This window comes from Mesorhizobium sp. NZP2077, from assembly GCF_013170805.1.
Taxonomy (GTDB): domain Bacteria; phylum Pseudomonadota; class Alphaproteobacteria; order Rhizobiales; family Rhizobiaceae; genus Mesorhizobium.
The window spans coordinates 6862308-6878900 of sequence record NZ_CP051293.1; the positions used below are offsets into that span (position 1 = coordinate 6862308).

At 60.8% G+C, this 16593-nt stretch carries 13 protein-coding genes and 5 pseudogenes; 7 read left to right on the forward strand and 11 right to left on the reverse strand.

Annotated elements, in window-relative coordinates; translation table 11 throughout:
- Positions 1 to 36 precede the first annotated feature (36 nt).
- Positions 37 to 633, reverse strand: coding sequence for a NodA family N-acyltransferase (locus HGP13_RS33700; RefSeq protein ID WP_097574712.1), 597 nt, complete (start codon positions 631 to 633; stop codon positions 37 to 39).
- A gap of 997 nt (positions 634 to 1630) precedes the next feature.
- Between HGP13_RS33700 and HGP13_RS38245 the strand changes: the two genes are divergently transcribed.
- Positions 1631 to 1852, forward strand: a complete 222-nt coding sequence (locus HGP13_RS38245; protein WP_245951960.1) for a hypothetical protein — start codon at positions 1631 to 1633, stop codon at positions 1850 to 1852.
- 36 nt (positions 1853 to 1888) lie between these two features.
- Positions 1889 to 2266: a Fic family protein gene (locus tag HGP13_RS38250; protein WP_246707218.1), complete on the forward strand. Its 378-nt coding sequence runs from the start codon at positions 1889 to 1891 to the stop codon at positions 2264 to 2266.
- On the opposite strand, the gene nodS is transcribed toward HGP13_RS38250, so the two are convergent.
- From nodS to HGP13_RS33740, 7 genes are all read right to left on the reverse strand, one after another.
- Complete coding sequence (gene nodS, locus HGP13_RS33710; RefSeq protein ID WP_081709737.1) at positions 2214 to 2783, reverse strand: nodulation methyltransferase NodS; 570 nt, start codon at positions 2781 to 2783, stop codon at positions 2214 to 2216. The genes HGP13_RS38250 and nodS overlap by 53 nt on opposite strands.
- A 385-nt stretch (positions 2784 to 3168) precedes the next feature.
- Complete coding sequence (ubiM, locus tag HGP13_RS33715) at positions 3169 to 4350, reverse strand: 5-demethoxyubiquinol-8 5-hydroxylase UbiM (RefSeq protein ID WP_172234108.1); 1182 nt, start codon at positions 4348 to 4350, stop codon at positions 3169 to 3171.
- Positions 4351 to 4753: 403 nt separating this feature from the next.
- A complete protein-coding gene (locus HGP13_RS33720) occupies positions 4754 to 5728 on the reverse strand; it encodes a hypothetical protein (protein ID WP_172234110.1) in 975 nt (324 codons plus the stop codon).
- A 243-nt stretch (positions 5729 to 5971) separates the two neighbouring features.
- Complete coding sequence (locus tag HGP13_RS33725; RefSeq protein WP_172234112.1) at positions 5972 to 7702, reverse strand: ParB/RepB/Spo0J family partition protein; 1731 nt, start codon at positions 7700 to 7702, stop codon at positions 5972 to 5974.
- 79 nt (positions 7703 to 7781) lie between these two features.
- A complete protein-coding gene (locus HGP13_RS33730) occupies positions 7782 to 8201 on the reverse strand; it encodes a DUF2958 domain-containing protein (RefSeq protein ID WP_172234114.1) in 420 nt (139 codons plus the stop codon).
- A gap of 13 nt (positions 8202 to 8214) precedes the next feature.
- Positions 8215 to 8376 (reverse strand): hypothetical protein, encoded by a 162-nt coding sequence (locus HGP13_RS33735; protein WP_172234116.1) that lies wholly within the window; start codon positions 8374 to 8376, stop codon positions 8215 to 8217.
- Positions 8373 to 9335: an ArdC family protein gene (locus HGP13_RS33740; protein WP_172234118.1), complete on the reverse strand. Its 963-nt coding sequence runs from the start codon at positions 9333 to 9335 to the stop codon at positions 8373 to 8375. Before HGP13_RS33740 ends, HGP13_RS33735 begins: the two co-directional genes overlap by 4 nt.
- A gap of 733 nt (positions 9336 to 10068) precedes the next feature.
- Between HGP13_RS33740 and HGP13_RS33745 the strand changes: the two are divergent.
- From HGP13_RS33745 to HGP13_RS33760, 4 genes and pseudogenes are all read left to right on the forward strand, one after another.
- Positions 10069 to 10574 (forward strand): annotated as a pseudogene (locus tag HGP13_RS33745) (aldehyde dehydrogenase family protein); the annotation flags it as partial.
- A 223-nt stretch (positions 10575 to 10797) separates the two neighbouring features.
- A pseudogene (locus tag HGP13_RS33750) lies at positions 10798 to 11191 on the forward strand (transposase); the annotation flags it as partial.
- A gap of 330 nt (positions 11192 to 11521) precedes the next feature.
- A complete protein-coding gene (locus HGP13_RS33755) occupies positions 11522 to 12478 on the forward strand; it encodes a glycosyltransferase family 10 (RefSeq protein WP_172234120.1) in 957 nt (318 codons plus the stop codon).
- 161 nt (positions 12479 to 12639) lie between these two features.
- Positions 12640 to 13539, forward strand: a pseudogene (locus tag HGP13_RS33760) (IS630 family transposase).
- Between the two features lie 118 nt (positions 13540 to 13657).
- Here the strand turns inward: HGP13_RS33760 and HGP13_RS33765 are convergent.
- The 3 genes and pseudogenes from HGP13_RS33765 to HGP13_RS38255 form a co-directional block, all read right to left on the reverse strand.
- Positions 13658 to 14029, reverse strand: coding sequence for a hypothetical protein (locus HGP13_RS33765; RefSeq protein ID WP_172234122.1), 372 nt, complete (start codon positions 14027 to 14029; stop codon positions 13658 to 13660).
- 80 nt (positions 14030 to 14109) lie between these two features.
- A complete protein-coding gene (locus HGP13_RS33770; protein ID WP_172234124.1) occupies positions 14110 to 15306 on the reverse strand; it encodes an acyltransferase in 1197 nt (398 codons plus the stop codon).
- A 194-nt stretch (positions 15307 to 15500) separates the two neighbouring features.
- Positions 15501 to 15617 (reverse strand): annotated as a pseudogene (locus HGP13_RS38255) (transposase); the annotation flags it as partial.
- A gap of 268 nt (positions 15618 to 15885) precedes the next feature.
- On the opposite strand from HGP13_RS38255, the pseudogene HGP13_RS33780 reads away from it, so the two are divergent.
- Positions 15886 to 16500 (forward strand): annotated as a pseudogene (locus tag HGP13_RS33780) (aldehyde dehydrogenase family protein); the annotation flags it as partial.
- Between the last annotated feature and the right edge of the window lie 93 nt (positions 16501 to 16593).

The window sequence follows — 16593 nt, forward strand, 5'->3', positions numbered from 1 at the left end:
GGATTTGAGGGAAGCGGGCGGATAACAGATCCGCGGTCATAGCTCTGGACCGTTCCGATCGATCAAAGTGCCGGCCGGCCACTCGCTCATCGAGCGTCCAATTGGGAGCACCATGAGGAGTACGTCGTCGTCGACTCGCGTCGTGTAAGGCAGATCGGGGTACACGTCCGGGAGGGTTGAACGCACGCGAACGCCCGTCAGAATGTTCGCCAAGCCTTTGCGGCGGAACCTCCCAACATGGTTCCGGAGCGCTTGCCGAACCGTGCCGAAAGCGAATGGAACGCCAAGCTGCTGCAGCACTGGATACATGACGCTAATCGAATGGCCGATTCCCAGCCCCTCAAGATCCGGACGCACCCCGTATAGACCGAGTTCAGCGACCAGCAGATCAACGTCGCCAACTTTGATGTATCGGCGCAGCACGCCCATGTGAGCCGCTACCCCGTGCACATCATAGCCGATTGCGCGGACCTCCGGCCTTGCACCGGCCCAACTTCGACCGCCTTCGAATTGCTTTCCATTGAAGGCTCCGGTCGGCTCATAGGTCTTCCGGAAGAACTCAGAGAGTTCGAGGTGATCGGAAAGCTGCAACTCATTTTCCCAGCATAACCTCCACTGCACGTCAGGGCGCATGCGAAGACTTCCTCTTTTTCGGGTTCTTTTGTGCACCTCACGCGGTAGAGCAATGGCGGTGCATGTCATGGGTCTATGAACGACCCTCCCGGATTGGTAAAATTGATTGTTTAGATCGAGAGCATCCACGCTATGGATGCTGAAACCATGCGTTTCAAAGGCCTTGATCTGAACCTTCTGGTGGTGCCCGATTGGCCCCGATAGCGGCGACGCACCGATGGCAGCTGGCGGTGACACAACCTGCCTCAAGAGCGGCCGCCAGCGGCGTGGCTGCGCCCGTGCCGAAGCAGCGATCAAGTGGAGGATGGCCCGACTGTTAGGCGTCAGCAAACGCGGCGACCGTTGACGCACGATCGCGCAGCTCTGGATCGCCGGCGGCAAACAGGTTCCGCGAAGCCTCTGGCTCGACAAGTTGCGGCAAGGCGGCATGCCAATGGCGCGATGGTCGCGCTCGCCAACAGCAATCGTCTGGTCAATGCTCTCGAGTGTCGCCTGTCAACCGGACTGTCGGCGAAAGCACCTGGAGCGGGAAGGAGGACGCGCCCGGATGGCGCTACTTCGAACGAATTGTTTGAGGTTTTGGCCGACTGAAGTGCGCGAAGGGGCTGGTCCCAAACTCTTAGATCCCGCGCCCCATCAAAGATCGCCGCACACAGAAAAGGCAGCCTAAGGAGCGTCAGCACTTGCGCCGGCCGAAGGGCCGGGACGCGGGACTGACTGCAACGACGAGATCGGTTAAAAGGGCAGCCGTAGGAGTGGCAGCATAGCGCCGCCGAAGGCGGGACACGGGACCGACGGCCCCCAACGAGGAGTGCCGCTTTCCCGGCTAGGGATCGTCAACCACCTGGGCCGAAACACCTTTGAGGTTCGGTGGCGGCAGCCGTAGAGCCCGTCCCGCATAGGGAGCCATGCAAAATAAGGACTTCGCTTCATTTCGGTATTTATGGGTCATTTATTGGGTAAACCCGTTTCTTGATTTTTTGGGTATTTTTTTTATATGACGCTGAAGACAGATTCCGTGCAAATTGCCCCCCAAATCCTTACCCTCGTCTCGGAGATTGACGAATTCAAAGGGGCTTCGCGGGCTGTTGGCACGCTCGCGCCAGAGCGCCTATCGGCTTTGCGCCGTGTTGCGACCATCGAGAGCATTGGCTTTTCTATCCGTATCGAAGGAAGTAAGCTCACCGCCGTTGAAGTCGAGCGGCTGCAACAAGGATGAGCTCATCGCGGCGCCTACAAGACATTCGCAAACAATGTGAGTGCGTTCGATGCCGACGGGAACGAGATCGGCGTCATCTTCGAAACGGCGACGCCTTTCGATACGCCGAAGCGGATGAAGGAACTTATCGAGTGGACGCGTGGTACACTCAACGAGCAAAGCCTGCATCCCTTGCTCGTGGTGGCGATTTTCATCGTGGTTTTTTTGGAAATCCACCCATTCCAGGACGGCAATGGAAGGCTGTCGCGCGTTCTGACGCCGCTCCTGCTGATGCGCATCGGCTATGCATATGTACCCTACTCTTCACTCGAAAGCGTGATTGAGAACAGCAAGGAGGGTTATTATCTGGCGCTTCGTTTCATCAGGAAGCGGAAATCGGCTTTTGGAAGCGGGCCAGCAGGCAGTCTTCATTGATCGACGCGCCCCGGCACTCGATGCACTCGATCTCGGTCAACGATTCGTTCAGCATGGCGATAGTGGTCTCTGCACCAGCAGCGTGCCCCCAGCGTTGGCAATTGGCGTCACGTGCCGACCCGAAGACCAGCTGCCCACCTGGCGCAAGCAGGCCTACCAGGTTGCGGACTGCCGCGCCGATCTGAACGAGGCCTCCGACGTAGTAAAGAACTTCCGCCACGACGATCAGGTCGAACAGTTCATCACTCGAAAATTGTTGAACATCGGAGATTATCCAGCTGATGTGCGGCGGCTCCTTCACGCGTAAACGTGCTCGCGTAATCGCTGGCTCGACGACATCGATCACAGTGAGCCGCTGGCAAATGGGGGCTAGCCGTTCCGTAAAAGCGCCAGCAGCGCACCCGACTTCGAGCGCATTTGCGACTCGACCTTGCGCAAGTGACAAAAGGAGAATTTGCGTGTGGCGCTCCCGCTCGAACGGGTTGCCATCGAGCCGCCATGGATCGTCTGCGGCCATTTCTCGATTCAGCAGTTCATGATCGATTTTATGGGTCAAATTCCCACCTCGCTAAGGCAGCAATCACCGGCGCTGCAAATGCCGTCAGATGTCGCTAGCGTCGGGACCCGGGCACACCAATTCTGAGAAGCGGGGCCGCTTCCTGCACCGGGCAGACCTGCGGGCCGAGGCACTTGATTTCGGTCACGCTCCTAATAGGGTCCGCAGGATTGGCAAATTGATTGTTTGGATGTAACCATCCACGCCGTAAACACATTGAGGGCGGAATTGGGCGTGGCTGGGTCCACGTCTGGGTGGCGCCGGCCGCACACTGCTCACATCGAACCAAATTCGCCAGTCTGTTACGACGCCAGCACGCTGACGATGATCCTATGATGACTGCGGTTCACCGTCTCAGCATGGCCGCAATGCCATGACGGACAAAGGGAAGATGTTGGCCGAGGCGCAGCCCCAGATGCCTCGCAAGCCGTGCCGCCGGATGCTCGCTTGAGTAGAGCCCGACGAGAATATTCGTAGCATGGTAGAGCGGCGCCGCCGACAGGCGCAGTCGGCTTTCATATCTGTGGAGCATGTCGGGATCGGCAATGTCGCGACGGTCGCGCCATGCTGTCTGGATACCACGGGCGAGCTGCTTCTGGCCGCCGAGGCCGATGTTGAAGCCATGCGCGGTCACCGGGTGCATGCCGATGGCGGCGTCGCCGATCAATGCGGCACTCGGCGCCCGGAACCTGTGCGCCCAGGTCGTGGCCAACGGATAGATATAGCGTTGGCTTGCCAGGCTCATGGTGCCGAGGCGCCCTCGACAGCGCTTTGTCAACTCCCTCAGGAACAACTCGTCGTCGAGGGCAAGCAGTCCGTCGGCCTGGTTTGAGGGCAAAGTCAAAAGCAGCGACGACACGCCTGGCGCGAGGGGCAACATCGCCACCGTCTGATGGTGATCGAACCATTCGATCGCGATCTGGTGGTGGGGGCGCTCGTGCCTCACCCGGCAAATCAGCATGGAGTTGCCAAGCCGATTGATATCGGCGCCGATGCCGAGCAGATTGCGGGTGGCGGAAAAACGCGAATCGGCTGCAACGAGAAGCCGAGCGCTCAGCTGCCTGCCATTGGAGAGCGTTATCACTGCTCCTTGACGGCTGTTTGTTGCACGCACGACCGAGTGGCCGCACAGCAGCCGGGCGTGGCCTTGCAAGCGGATGATCTTGAACAGGGCATCGCGGATCTGGCAATTCGGGACCAGAACGCCCAGTGGTTCCGCGGATCCGCCGGGGGAATCGAAACGCAACGCAAAAGGGCTCGATCCGTTGAGGACGCGTGCGCCTTGAAGCGGTGACTTGTCCGAACCGGAGATAACATCCCAGGCGCCGAGCTCGCGAAGGATTCCAATCGAGGCGTGGGTGAGCGCGATCTCGCGGCCGTCGAAAGCCGGACTTGCCAGTCTTTCCAGGGCCTGCCCTTCCACAACCGCCAGTTTGAGCTGGCTATGGGCAAGCGATGCGGCGAAGGAAAGTCCGACCGGCCCGGCGCCCACGACAATAATGTCGAAGCTGTCGTCACAGCCGGCCATCAGCGTGCCGCCAGCGCGTCGGTTCTGTTCGTGAGATGTTGGGGGAGTCGAGCCGCATGTCGTGCATCGATTGCGCTGTGATCTACTGCCCGCATCGCCTCAAGCGCGTTTCTCACGTCGGTTCCTGGCTGGTGAAGCGTCATTTGCCTGCTGTATGATTTTCAAGACGTTGGGAGCGACGACCAGGCTGTCGGTCAGCCCATGCGTTTTTCCCGTGAAGGACTGGGCGATCAAACCACGCCGACAAGGGCGTGGCCTTGATCTGGGTCAGTCGGGGCCCAACCAGCGTCGGATGACCTCGATCCCGTCATGCGCCAGCTGATCCCATGACGACGCCATGGCACCAGCCAAGGGAGAACCAGGCGGATGATCTGGGCAAGGCTGTTTCAGAACTTTTGCGAGATCAGCGAATGACCGGCTCGCCATGGAAGCGCCGGCGCGAGGGCGGCGAGACGCCGAAGCCGACTTCCATCATCAGCCGTGGCGTGCGCGAAGGCACGGTGCCCATATGGAAGCCGAACGGATCCTCGACGAAGCCGAGGCCGGCTTCGCCGGTCAGCGTGACGGGGCTGTCATCGCCATAGACCTTGAGAACCTCTTGCGCCGGATGGCCGACAAGTAGCGTCAGCTGATGCTTGATGGCGCGCCGCTTGTGGCTGCCCCGCACATAGACATGCGGACCGGTGCCCTCGTCGACCGGCGTCAGATAGAAGAAGAATTTCAGCATGCGCCAGTCATCGAGATCGAAATGATACTTGCCGAGCGAGGCACGGTTCTTGTCGGCGTCGGAAGCCTCGCTGGTCGGGAAGCTCCACCACACGCGTGTGGTGATCAATTTCGCCTGAGCGCCCAGATAATGCGCGGCGATGTCGAGCAGCAGCGGGTCGTTCTGGATGGCGACCGCTGCCTTGCAGCCGAGGATGTGTTCGAAAAAGTGACCGCTGAGCAAGGAGCGGCCGAAACGCTTCTCGGCCTCGGCATGGTCCTCAGCCATGAATTCGAGACGGCGATCGAAATTGCCGAAACAAGGCGTGTACCGGGCGAAGGCGGCGATCTCCTCATGGATGGAAGTCGGCAGGACGAGCCCGCAAAACAGCCCGTCCGACCGCAGCGCCTCGACAACGTCCTGGCGATCGACGCCGGCAAACATGGTGTCGTGGGCTTTTTGCGACACGCGAACCGGCTTTGCCCCACGCCAGTGCATCCGGCGCGCCGGCATGGTGCGGGCGAGCACAAACATCGGCAGCCATGCCGGGTTCTCGCGAATGTCCGACAGATAGGTCGGAATGCGCACGGCGATGCGGCGCAGCACGCCGCCGTTTCGCGCGATGGCCTCGAGACTGGCGGCGCCAGATTTGTCAGGGCTCGAAAGGGTCATGAAGGTCCTCAGCTATGAATGCAATATGATATCGACGAAGCATCGATTCTCACTGCCTCGCCGCTGGTCCAAGCCCGATTCCCGCAACGGAAGGACGTGTAGGCGCGCGTCGGTTTTTGTGCAACGCACAATAGCCTTGCGCGTGACAAATGCTGTTCGGATCGCCGTGCGCATCAGCCAATATTCCAGCGGCAGGCAAACGGGGCGGCGGCACTTGAAAAGAGCCGCCGCCCGGCTTGGCACCTATTGGCGGACGAACAGCGGCTGGACGCTCGCCCATTGATCGGCGGTTCGGAAGCCGCCGCGTTTCGTGTAGCTTTCGACCGGGAATTTCATCCAGTTGGGCAGCCAGTTGTCGATTTTCTCGCGGCCGTTCTCGCCCGCGAGGCAATCGCGGATGATCTTCTTTTGCGTCTTGACCTTCTCGGCGACATTGCCGTCGGCGACAGACTTGCCTGCGAGGTCGGCCAGCATCGAATTGGCGATCTCCCTGTCGCGCAGCAGGTCGAAGAAGGCGTCGTCCGCTTGCCACCACGCACCCATGTCGATGCCCAGATGGTTGCCGAGCGCCTCGACGACAGCGCTGCCGGCTTCGAGCGTCTCGGCCATGGCAAGGCTGAGAACGCGCATGACGTCATCGTCGCAAAGTGCCAGCAAACGGGCGAAGACGGCGACAAGCGCAAAGCCGTCGCCATTGCCGCCGGCTATCGCACCCTCCTCGTCGGCCTGCCCAAGCAGCGCCAGCACCGCGCGCCGTTTTTCGGCGAATGCGGCTTCGGCCCTGGACGCGGCAATGCTTGCCGCCACCGCTTCATTGGCGGTGCGCTGCGGCTCGCGGCGAACCTGCCACAGGCCCGACCCTGTGATGGCATGCGCCACCATCAGGCGCAGCGCCACACCTGGATGGTTGAGCATGGCGGTTCGCGCGGCGCCGTGGCGGTGCAGATCGACATAGTTCTGCATCGGCCCGGTGAGTTCCGGCCGCGACGGCTTGGCGGGGGGTTCTTCGGGCTCGCCGCCCTCGCCTAGCGCGCGGGCGCGGCGGGCCTCCTTGCACGACAGCCAGCCCTCGTGGCACTCGACCGCGCCGCGATGCGAGACTGATATGAAGACCTTGCCGCCCTTCTTCCTCGGCGTCTTTTCGTGGTCCCATGAGTGGAAATGCTGCCCCGGTTCCAGCACGGCCACCTCGGGCCAGCCGGCTTCCAGATAGGCATCCCGTTTGGCGGCGATGGCCTCATTCTGCTTTTGCCAGAACAGGTCGGCATCGGCGAAATAGCTGTCCTCGCCGAACAGGTCGCAGACGATCAGGCCGGGATAATCCTCGACGGCAAACAGCGCCACCTTGGTGGAAATCGACTGGCCGCCGAACAGCCATTGTTTCAACTGGTGGCCGCGCGGCGCGTATTGCTCGGGATCGGCATAAAGCGCCAGCCAATCCTTCTGCTGCGCCTTGGAGGCCATGGTCAGATGGCGCGCCGTCTCGGCGTCGATGTCCTCGCGCCGATAGGCTTCGCGGATTTTGGGCAGAAGATCGCCGAGCGCCAGAATGCGTTTGACCAGAAGCTCGGTGATGCCGAAGGTTGCGGCGATATCTGGAATGGTGCGGCCTTCCCTGATCAGCCGCGAAAACGTCTCCCACTGCGACACCTCGTCGGGATCGAGCCGGGCGAAGTTTTCGATCAGCGAGGCCTCGAGTGCGTCGGCGTCGTCACCGTCTTCGATGATGGCGCAGGGCAAGGCATCGTCCTCGCCGCGCTCGTCGGCTAGCGATTTGGCGGCGAAATAGCGGCGCCGGCCGGCGACGATCTCGAAGCTTTCCGGCGTGCCGTTGGGCCGCACCAGAAGCGGCACCAGGACGCCGCGCGCGCGAACCGACGGCAGGATGTCCGACACGTCGGGCGCGCGTTTGGAATGGCGCATGTTGAGCGTGGAAATGTTGAGCTTATCAAGCGGAATGTGGGCAAGTTGCATGGTCTGTCTCCTTGGTTGAGGGGTGGGATTTCCCCGCCGCAGAGGCTGCAAGCCGGCGCGGCGGGACGGTTTTCGCGCCTTATCGGCGCGTCTGTTCCGCCGTGTCGGGCGGAAGCCTGGAATGCGCGTTGCCAAGGGCCTCTGCCGCCTGTCGCAGCAGCCGCTCGGCTTCGGTGATGTGGCCGGCGCTGCACGCGGCTTGGGCGTAAACGGAGAGCGGAAAGCGCGCCTTGAAGCAGAGGTCGCGCTCGATGCCGAGGCCAAGCCGGCCCTTGACGCTTGCAAGCTCGGCAAGGCTGACGCTGCCGAGTTCGGGGAAGCCGAAGCCGAGGTCGCAAAGGCCGAAAAGGGTGTCGCCGTCGGCGTCGAGTTCGGTGAGAAGCCAGGTTGCCGGCCCGGTCGGATCGAACAGTTTGACCACCGGAAAATGGTCGGTTTCGGTGTCGGTTGCGCCATTGGCGAGCAGCCGGGCGCAAAGGTCGTCGGTGATCAGGATCATGGGAAAACTCCTCTCAAACCAGGTCGCGTTGATTTCTGGGGGCGTCACCGAACAGCCCGATAACGAGCGGCTTTTGCGCCGCGCGCGGGCGCATCGGCGCGTCGGCCAAAAGGGCGAGTCGGTCGCGCGTGGTGAGCGGCCGGACACCGGGGGTGTCGGGATCGCGCGCGCTCATGCCGCGATCTCGTCTTGTTGCGCGCCTTGGGCCTCGGCGTTGAAGCCCAGAAGAAAATCGGCGGCCTTGGAGGCAAGGCTGGCGGCGCGGAAGATGGCGCGATTGTCCTCGCGCAGCACCCTCAGCCATGTGCCGATATAGTCGGCATGGCGCACGGTCGGCTCGATGCCGAGTGTCGAGCAGACAAAGGCAGCAGTGATTTCGGCAACCAATTCCTCGCGCGCATAGGTCTTGGAACCGAAGGCGCCGGAGAGGTCGCGCGCCAGCCGCGCCGGGTGGCCGGTCCAGTGGCCAAGCTCGTGGAAGCAGGTGCGGTAATAGTCGATCTGCTGAAAGAATGCCGGCTGTGGCGGCACCTGAATGGAGTCGGTGCCCGGCATGTAGAAAGCGCGATCGCCGCCGATGCGAAAATCCGCGCCGCTTGCTCGAATAAGCGCCTCGGCTTGGGGGACGATCTCGCGTTCGGGCAGCGGTTCGGCGTTGCCGTAAAGGTGCTCGGGCAGGCCGTCGCACTGCGCGACGTTGAAGACGGTGAAGCGCTTCAAATACGGCACCGTCTGCGGCTCGTCGCCGTCCGTCCTGGCGCGCTCCTGCTCGCCCTTTGGGACAAAGCGGTCGGCATGCACGATTGTTGTGCCGCGCTCGCCCTTCCTGACATTGCCGCCAAGGACAAGCGCCTGCCGGAAGGTCAGCCAGTTCTGGCCGGGATAACTGCGCTCGATGACGGCGCCCCACAGGATGAGGATGTTGATGCCGGAATAGCGGCGCCCGGTGGCCGCGTTGCTGGGCAGGCCGAGGTCGGCCTTTGCGCTGCCCCATGGCTTGACCCATGGCACGGTGCCGCGCTCCAGTTCGGCAATGATGCGGTCCGTGATTTCCTGATAAAGGCTGGCGCCCGAGCGCCCGCCCCTGCCCGCGCCAGCCTCTGCGCTGCCGGAACGCTGGTGTTTTGCACGCATCGTCTGGTCCTCCGCTCTTCAATCCGCGCCTTTCCCCGGAAGCGGGGTGGGCGGCGAGACGCGACCGGAAAGGCCCGCCGTCGGAGGCGGACCGCATCCGAAGGACCGGAACGAAGAGGAGGACCCGAAGCGAAGCGAAGGGTTGCGGGATGCCGCGGCGGGCCTAGAAGGGAGTGCCGCCCACCCCGCGCCGCCGGGAACGGCCACCGAACAAACCGCGCCGGCCGACAGGCCGGCGACCGTCAGCAGCCGACAGGCTGCCCGCGCCAGGGGGCGAAGCCGGATGGCCGAGACCGCCTGAGCCTGGCGAAGAAAAAGCGGGCTCGGTTCACGAGCACCCGGCACGCGCCGTCAGGCGCGCGGGCGCCGTCAAAGCTTAGGCCAAATTGCCGCTTCCCGCGGAGGCGTGGATGCCATGCCTTTCGCTGCGGTTATCAGGTCGCAGAGCTCAACGCTCGGTGCCCCGGCAGGCGTGCGGGCGAGAAAGGCGCTGAACAGGAATTCTCGTTCCAGGAACGGTCGCTCCTGTCCATAACGCGGTCGGCAGGTCGCCAGGGCCCCGTCGCTCGAGGTCCTATGCGAAGTGCGGTTACACATCCTGACGCAGCCAATAGAAAACATCCGCCGTTTTGAAGAGAAAGCCGGGATGCCTCCGTGCCAGCCGCTGAAGCGAATCTGAAACTCTCCGACCTGTTCGGCGCTATCGACCGCATACCGACGCCTGGCACGTTGTTGGGTGAGCGAAAGTTCGAGGGCTTTTGATCGATCCACTGGCGAAGTGTTGGCAGAGCTACCTGATATGGGCGCTGAGGAGACGCGCACGGCGATCGACAAGGCTTATACGCCGCAGGCTGGATGGGCGGCGTTGACCCCGGGAGCGCAGGGACATGCTCTGACGCTGGCATCAATTGATCATCGACCACGCCGACGACCTCGCTGCCATCCTCACAGTTGAGATGGGCAAGCCGCTTGCCGAAGCCAAGTCGGAAGTCTCGCATGCGGCGGCATATCTGCAATGGTATGCCAAAGAGGCCAACCGCATCTATGGCAAGACGATCCCCCCGCCCTCGACTGACCGGGGCATGCTGGTGATCAAGCAGCCAATCGGCGTTGTTGGCACGATCACGCTATGGAATTTCCCGGCTTCAATGGTGGCGCGCAAATCTCACCGGCACTGGCGGCGGGCTGCACCGTGATCTTGAACCTGCCGAACAGACGCCGCTTGTTGCAGGCGCAATGTGCGCGGCCGGCTTTCCCAAGCGTCGTCAACCTGATCTATGCTTGCAAAGGCGATGCCGTCGGCCGCACACTGATCAGCCGAAGAACTTGATCCACAGGCGCTTGAACCATGCGACGATGGCCTTGAGCGCCTTCGGCTGGGCGCCGCGCTTGAGAAGGCGGTCATAGGCACGGGCTGGCTTCGATCTGCTCGCGAGACATGTTGCCGGCCCAATGGATCGATGATGACTGCCTGCAGGAACTGCGCTGGATTTTCCAAAGTGCGGCGCGATCTCGCCCAATGGCTGGCCAAGTGGGAGACGCGCTGCCCCAAGCTGTGCCAGTGGGTGGAGGACAACATCGAGGAGACGCTCACCTTCAACCGGCTGCCACGCCAGCATCACAAGCGCCTGAAGAGCACCAACATCCTGGAGCGGCTCATTCAGGAGATCAAGCGGCGCACCCATGTGTTGCGCATCTTTCCCAGCGCCGAGCGCTGCCTGCGGCTCGTCCGCGCGCTCGCCGTCGAAACACACGAAAACTGGCTGGAGGCCATGCGTCTCAACATGGAGCGCCTGGCCGAGCACAAGAAGGAGATGCTGCGCAAGCTGGAGCAGCCCAAGGCCGCGGTTACTTGAAGACGACGCGCCTGACCCGCCAACACCGGCGACCGTGATCGCAAATTTGCAGAAGACTCTGGACAGAACTCCCAAACTGCATCAAAAAATAGTCAGAGCTAAATTATGGAAGCCGATTGAGATGGAGGAGGAGGGCTTAGAAGCCTTTGTACAGCTCTCCCAAACTTTTCGATATCGATGGGTTTACCTGCGGACCGTTTGGCCATCGATTCCGATCGTTTTAGCTTCATCTCACGACGGGAATAGGCGCAGAGAGGTCTGGCCCTCGTGCAGAAATTACTGCCGGTACCACCGAAGTGAAGGAGTCGAACTGCTTTGTGTAGCGCCAAATTGCTGACGGAACGTCCGGCGCCCATTGTTGCTGCATGCCTCGATTCTTGGGGCGGTCTGGAAGACGCAATCCACCATCTCACTCCAAAGGGCAGTGGAATCTGGAACAATGTCGCTTTTGTACGCAAGACGTCCTTCACGCCGGATTGGCATATAATCTTTAACTCTCCTTCTGTTTTTGGACTTCCTGTTGATATCGAGGCGAGCCCGAACAGGACCATTTTTGCAATCGGCGAACCGCCGACGAAAGCGCATCGCGCCCTCCATCTTGGGCAGGGGGAAAATACCATCGTTCTGACGTCTGATGCAGAGCTGGTAGCTCGGCAGAATGCAGGGCGTCGATTCGTCTTGTCTCCACCTATCACTCGGTCTTGGTCTGTAAGAAAGACGTATGACCAACTTCTGCTCAGGGAAGTCGTTGACAAGCCGCGTCGGCTCTCATGGATTACCAGCAACATCGCCATGCTTAAAGGACATCGATATCGGCTGGCGTTTTTGGAACGGCTGAGAGGGGAGCTCGAGTTCGACCTGTTCGGCCGAGGTTTTCAACTGATTGGAGATAAATGGGACGCACTTGCACCTTACCGCTACAGTATAGCTTTCGAGAATACGTGCGCTGATTACTATTTTACAGAGAAGCTTATGGACTGCTTCGTTGCTGAAACAATGCCGATCTATTACGGCAGCCCGGCAATCACGCGGTTCTTTCCGCCGGACTCAATGGTTCTGATTGACCCAGAGGACAAGAACGTAATTCAAAAGATCCGAGAAATCATCGAATCGGACCTCTGGAAGGAACGTCGCGATGCAATACGAGAGGCGAAGCGGTTGGTACTTGAGAAGTACAATACATTTGCTTATCTCGCGGGCTTCATCGAAAGCGTTCAGGATAAGCCTTTGCCGCCTAAAGTTATGCACATCGGTACGCCTGCAGTCGATTTTGGGGTAGACGAATGAACTCCAAAGTTCATTCGCTTTGCGCGCCCGGCGGTTGGTGGTCTGGCAGGGTCCGTACGGAACACTCGGCGGAGAATGCCTCGAGCATCTTTGATGAACACAAGAATCGGCCGATAGGTCCTGTCTGATTCACTGTCCCGGTGATTTGCGAGGAGGTGATGATGACGAGGAGCCTAAGGGCGGACCTTCGTGGGCGCGTGATTGCGGCCACTTAAGGCGGGGTTTCGACGCGGGAGGCGACGCGTCGCTTCCGGATCGGTATTTCGACGGCCGGGAGTTGGTATCGCCGCTATCACGAGACCGGCCAGATGGAAGCGCGCAAGCAGGGCCAGCCGTCGCGTTCGAAGCTCGATGCGCATGCGGCCTTCATTCCTGGTCTCATCGAGGACGCGCCGGACATCACGCTTGCTGAGATCGGGGAGCGCCTTGCCGCCGAGCGTGGCGTGCGGGCAGCGTCGTCCACGGTCCGGCTGTACCTCGACCGGCGCGGCATCACGTTTCAAAAGAAGACGGCGCACGCCGCCGAACAGCAGCGCCCCAATGTCCTGCGCCGCCGCAGAAGCTGGTTCGATGGCCAGCTCGATCTCGACTCCGAGAGGCTGATTTTCATCAATGAGACCGCAGCATCCACAAAGATGGCGCGGTTGCGTGGCCGCAGCCTGCGCGGCGAACGATTGTCGGGCGGCCGTTCCTCACGGCCATTGGAAGACCACCACATTCACGGCCGGCCTGCGGCTGGGCGGCTTGGCGGCGCCAATACTGCTCGATGGCCCTATCAATGGTTCTGCCTTCCTCGCCTACGCGCAGCAGGTCCGCGCACCCGAGCTTCGCCCCGGCGACATGGTGTCATGGACAACCTGCCCGCCCACAAGATCAGCGGCGCGCGCGAGGTGATCGAGCAGGTTGGCGCGGCTCCTGTTCCTGCCGCCATACTCGCCCGACTTCAAACCGATCGAGATGGCTTTCTCGAAGCTCCAGGCTCTCCTGAGAAAGGCTGCAACCCGAACCATCGACGACCTCTGGTCGTCGCGGCCAACTGCCTCGCAGCTTTCACAGCCTAGGAATGCAGGCACTATGTCGAGGCAGACGGCAATGACCCGGAATAAGTCGAATCTGCTCTAGCTGCGCAAGAGGGCCGAGACGGGCGCACGACATCGTACGCCACCCGGCTGCTGCTGATCAGGCGAACTGGGGAAGGCCGGGAATGGAATTGAGGACCTCGTCCACGAGTTCGTCGCCGGCATGTTCCTTGGCCAAGGCGATCGTCTCGTTAGCAAGGCCGGCGATATTTCCCAGGTTTAGACCCTCGTTCATCAATTGCTGGCCGAAACCCACCACGCCGCCTCCGGCGAGGACGCTGCCGCCCTCTGTGTCCTCACCATCATGCTTCGCCACTAATTCCGAAGCTCCGGGAATGGCCTCGATCATGCGCGTAGCGGGACCGTCGGCTGCCTCGCGTTGCAGGAAACCCAACATCATGCCAACGGCCTTGTCTGCGAGAGCCGGGTCGACGCCGACATTGGTGGCGATGCGTGATACGAATTCTTCCAAGGCAGGGCACCTTTCGTTTTATTGAGGTCAGAATGATTAGCTATGTTTGTCCCGCTCAAATGGTTGAGCGCAGCGCCAGTCTACGCCTCCGCAGTCTTACGCAAAAAACCTCTCAGGTATTGGTCCACCCTCTTGGCTATTTCCATGGACTTCACGTCTACAAGGCGCTGAAAAGGCACCGCAGCAATGATGGTGGTTACAAGTACAATGAGGACAGTGCTACTCGCCGCAAAGGCATGCCCCCATTGGATAGTCCAGAGATAGACAAAGCACCCGAGGGAGCAAAGGATAGGGAAATGAAGAAGGTAGACCGAGAACGACAATCGACCCAGGAGTGGGAAAAAGTATGACGAGAAGGCTCGCTGAAGCGATGGAAGCGCGAGAACGCTAGCGACAAGGAAGGTTGCACCGACGCAGTGCATTGCGTCCTTCAGGGGATTAAAGTCGATTGGGGAGAGTTTGATGATCGGCTCATACAAGATGTCGTTTGAGAAGCCGCCAAGATAGATGGCAGCAAGTAAGATTGCGATCTTGGCTTTGTGAGGCCATTTCGCTGGAGAAACGCGAGTCAGGAGGACGCCGACCCCGAACGACAAGGCGAAGGGCAGGTAAGCTATATGGATCGCAAAAGAGAGAGCCGCGGCAAAACCTGTGACGAGGGCGAAGGTGAACCACCTCGCAGCGAAGGCGAACATGAAGGCTAAGTATGAACCGACGAGCTCAATGGACATCGTCCAGAGTGGTGAATTGAGTTTGTTCTTACCGAGAAATAAGGACTCATATAGGGCCTCCTTGGCGATGGTCGCGGCCGTAATTGAGCTAGGGTAATACCAGGTCAGCCAGATCGAGCCCGTGAGTGGGGCAACTTCGAGATTTCTCATCAGCCCCATGGCAAAGATGGTACCGGCAAAAACGATTGAAGCCGCGATTGGAATGCCGAGGCGGGGTATCCGTCGGATTGCCTTGGATACAAGCACCGACGCATTTCCAGTGTCAGCATAAGACTTGGTAAGGACGAAGCCGCTTAGAACGAAGAATACACAAACCGTAAAGCTTCCGTTGATAAGCATGCTGAATGGGGGGAGAGTTAGAAGCTGAGAAGGCCATCCGATTTCTGGCCACGCTGCTTGCGCCAACGGGTACATGGTTTTGAATATCCCTGGCTCGACAGCGAAGAGGGCGTGAGACAAGAGGACGCCAACTGCAGCCAGCCCCCTCAACCCCTCTAAAGCAATAAAACGTTCAGATCCGGCCTGCCCCGCCGCCATTGCGTTCATGGATACTCTGCCCCTTATGATGCGCCGGTTTCGACTTGGTTCTTCCTACAAAGTCCACGCTCGTGAACGTGAGTTGGAAAGCACGGGACATTGGCGTTCCTGTACGGCGCTATGCAGCATCATGACGGATGGGTAAACTTGATTGTTTGGATATAATGCATCCATGGGATGGATATGGGGGCCATGCCCACCGGCGACAGCCGGTCCTGGATCTGAAACTCGGCCTGATCGTGCGAGAGACAGTAGAGCGCCCGAAGCACCATGATCTTCAACATCATCACCGTATCAAAGGGCGCCGTCCGCCCTTGGCGCTTCGGAGGCGGCGAAGCCGGATGGCCGAGACCGCCTGAGCCTGTCGAAGAAAAAGCGGGCTCGGTTCACGAGCACCCGGCACGCGCCGTCAGGCGCGCGGGCGTCATCAAGTGCCGGCAGACTGCCGCTTGCCGGATGCCTGGACACCATGCCTTGCGCTGCGGTTTTATCAGCTCGCAGGGCTTAACGCCGGTGCCCCGCGAGGCGTGCCTCTGTGCCAACCGCTTGCACCTGAAATCTGCTTAGCTGTTCGGCGCTATCGACCGCATGCCGCCACTCGGCACGCCGCCTGGCGAGCGAATTTTCGAGGTCTTGATTCCACTGGCGACGTTTTGGCGGAAATTCCCAACATGGGGTCACGGAGACGCGGGCAGCAAGGCCTGTATCGCAAAGACTGGATGGGCAGCCATGACCTCCCGAGAGCGCAGCGACATGGCTTGGCACTGGCATCAGCTGATCATCGACCATGCGGACGACCTTGCTGCCATTCTTACGGCAGAGATTGGCAAGCCGCTTGGCGAAGCCAAGTCGGAGGTCTCGCATGCGGCGGCATATATCTGCAATGGGACGCCGAAGAGGCCAAAGCCATCTATAGCGAGACGATCTCCCTGCCTTCGACGGGCCAGCGCATGCTGGCGGTCAAGCAGCCGATCGGCGTTGTTGGCACCATCACGCCGTGGAATTTTCTCGGCCTCGAGGGTTGCGCGCAAGAGCTCGCCGGCGCTGGCGGCCCGCTGCGCGGTCATCCTCAAACCTGCCGAACAGACGCCGCTTGTTGCAGGCGCAATGGTTGCACTCGGCGCGGAGGCCGGCTTTCCCGAAGGCGTCGGCAACCTGATCTGTGCCTGCAAAGGCGATGCCGTCGGCCGCACGCTGATTAGCCGATGAACTTGATCCACAGGCGCTTGAACCATGCGACGATGGCCTTGAGCCCCTTCGGCCGGGTGCCGCGCTTGAGAAGGCGGTCATAGGCGC

Excerpts from the sequence above, each read along its gene's own strand:
- HGP13_RS33700 (WP_097574712.1), bottom strand. The coding sequence starts at position 633 with ATGCGCCCTGACGTGCAGTGGAGGTTATGCTGGGAAAATGAGTTGCAG.
- HGP13_RS33735 (WP_172234116.1), bottom strand. The coding sequence starts at position 8,376 with ATGAGCGCGCGCGATCCCGACACCCCCGGTGTCCGGCCGCTCACCACG.
- HGP13_RS33740 (WP_172234118.1), bottom strand. The coding sequence starts at position 9,335 with ATGCGTGCAAAACACCAGCGTTCCGGCAGCGCAGAGGCTGGCGCGGGC.
- HGP13_RS38245 (WP_245951960.1), top strand. The coding sequence starts at position 1,631 with ATGACGCTGAAGACAGATTCCGTGCAAATTGCCCCCCAAATCCTTACC.
- nodS (WP_081709737.1), bottom strand. The coding sequence starts at position 2,783 with ATGGCCGCAGACGATCCATGGCGGCTCGATGGCAACCCGTTCGAGCGG.
- HGP13_RS33720 (WP_172234110.1), bottom strand. The coding sequence starts at position 5,728 with ATGACCCTTTCGAGCCCTGACAAATCTGGCGCCGCCAGTCTCGAGGCC.
- HGP13_RS33730 (WP_172234114.1), bottom strand. The coding sequence starts at position 8,201 with ATGATCCTGATCACCGACGACCTTTGCGCCCGGCTGCTCGCCAATGGC.
- HGP13_RS33725 (WP_172234112.1), bottom strand. The coding sequence starts at position 7,702 with ATGCAACTTGCCCACATTCCGCTTGATAAGCTCAACATTTCCACGCTC.
- HGP13_RS33770 (WP_172234124.1), bottom strand. The coding sequence starts at position 15,306 with ATGAACGCAATGGCGGCGGGGCAGGCCGGATCTGAACGTTTTATTGCT.
- ubiM (WP_172234108.1), bottom strand. The coding sequence starts at position 4,350 with ATGGCCGGCTGTGACGACAGCTTCGACATTATTGTCGTGGGCGCCGGG.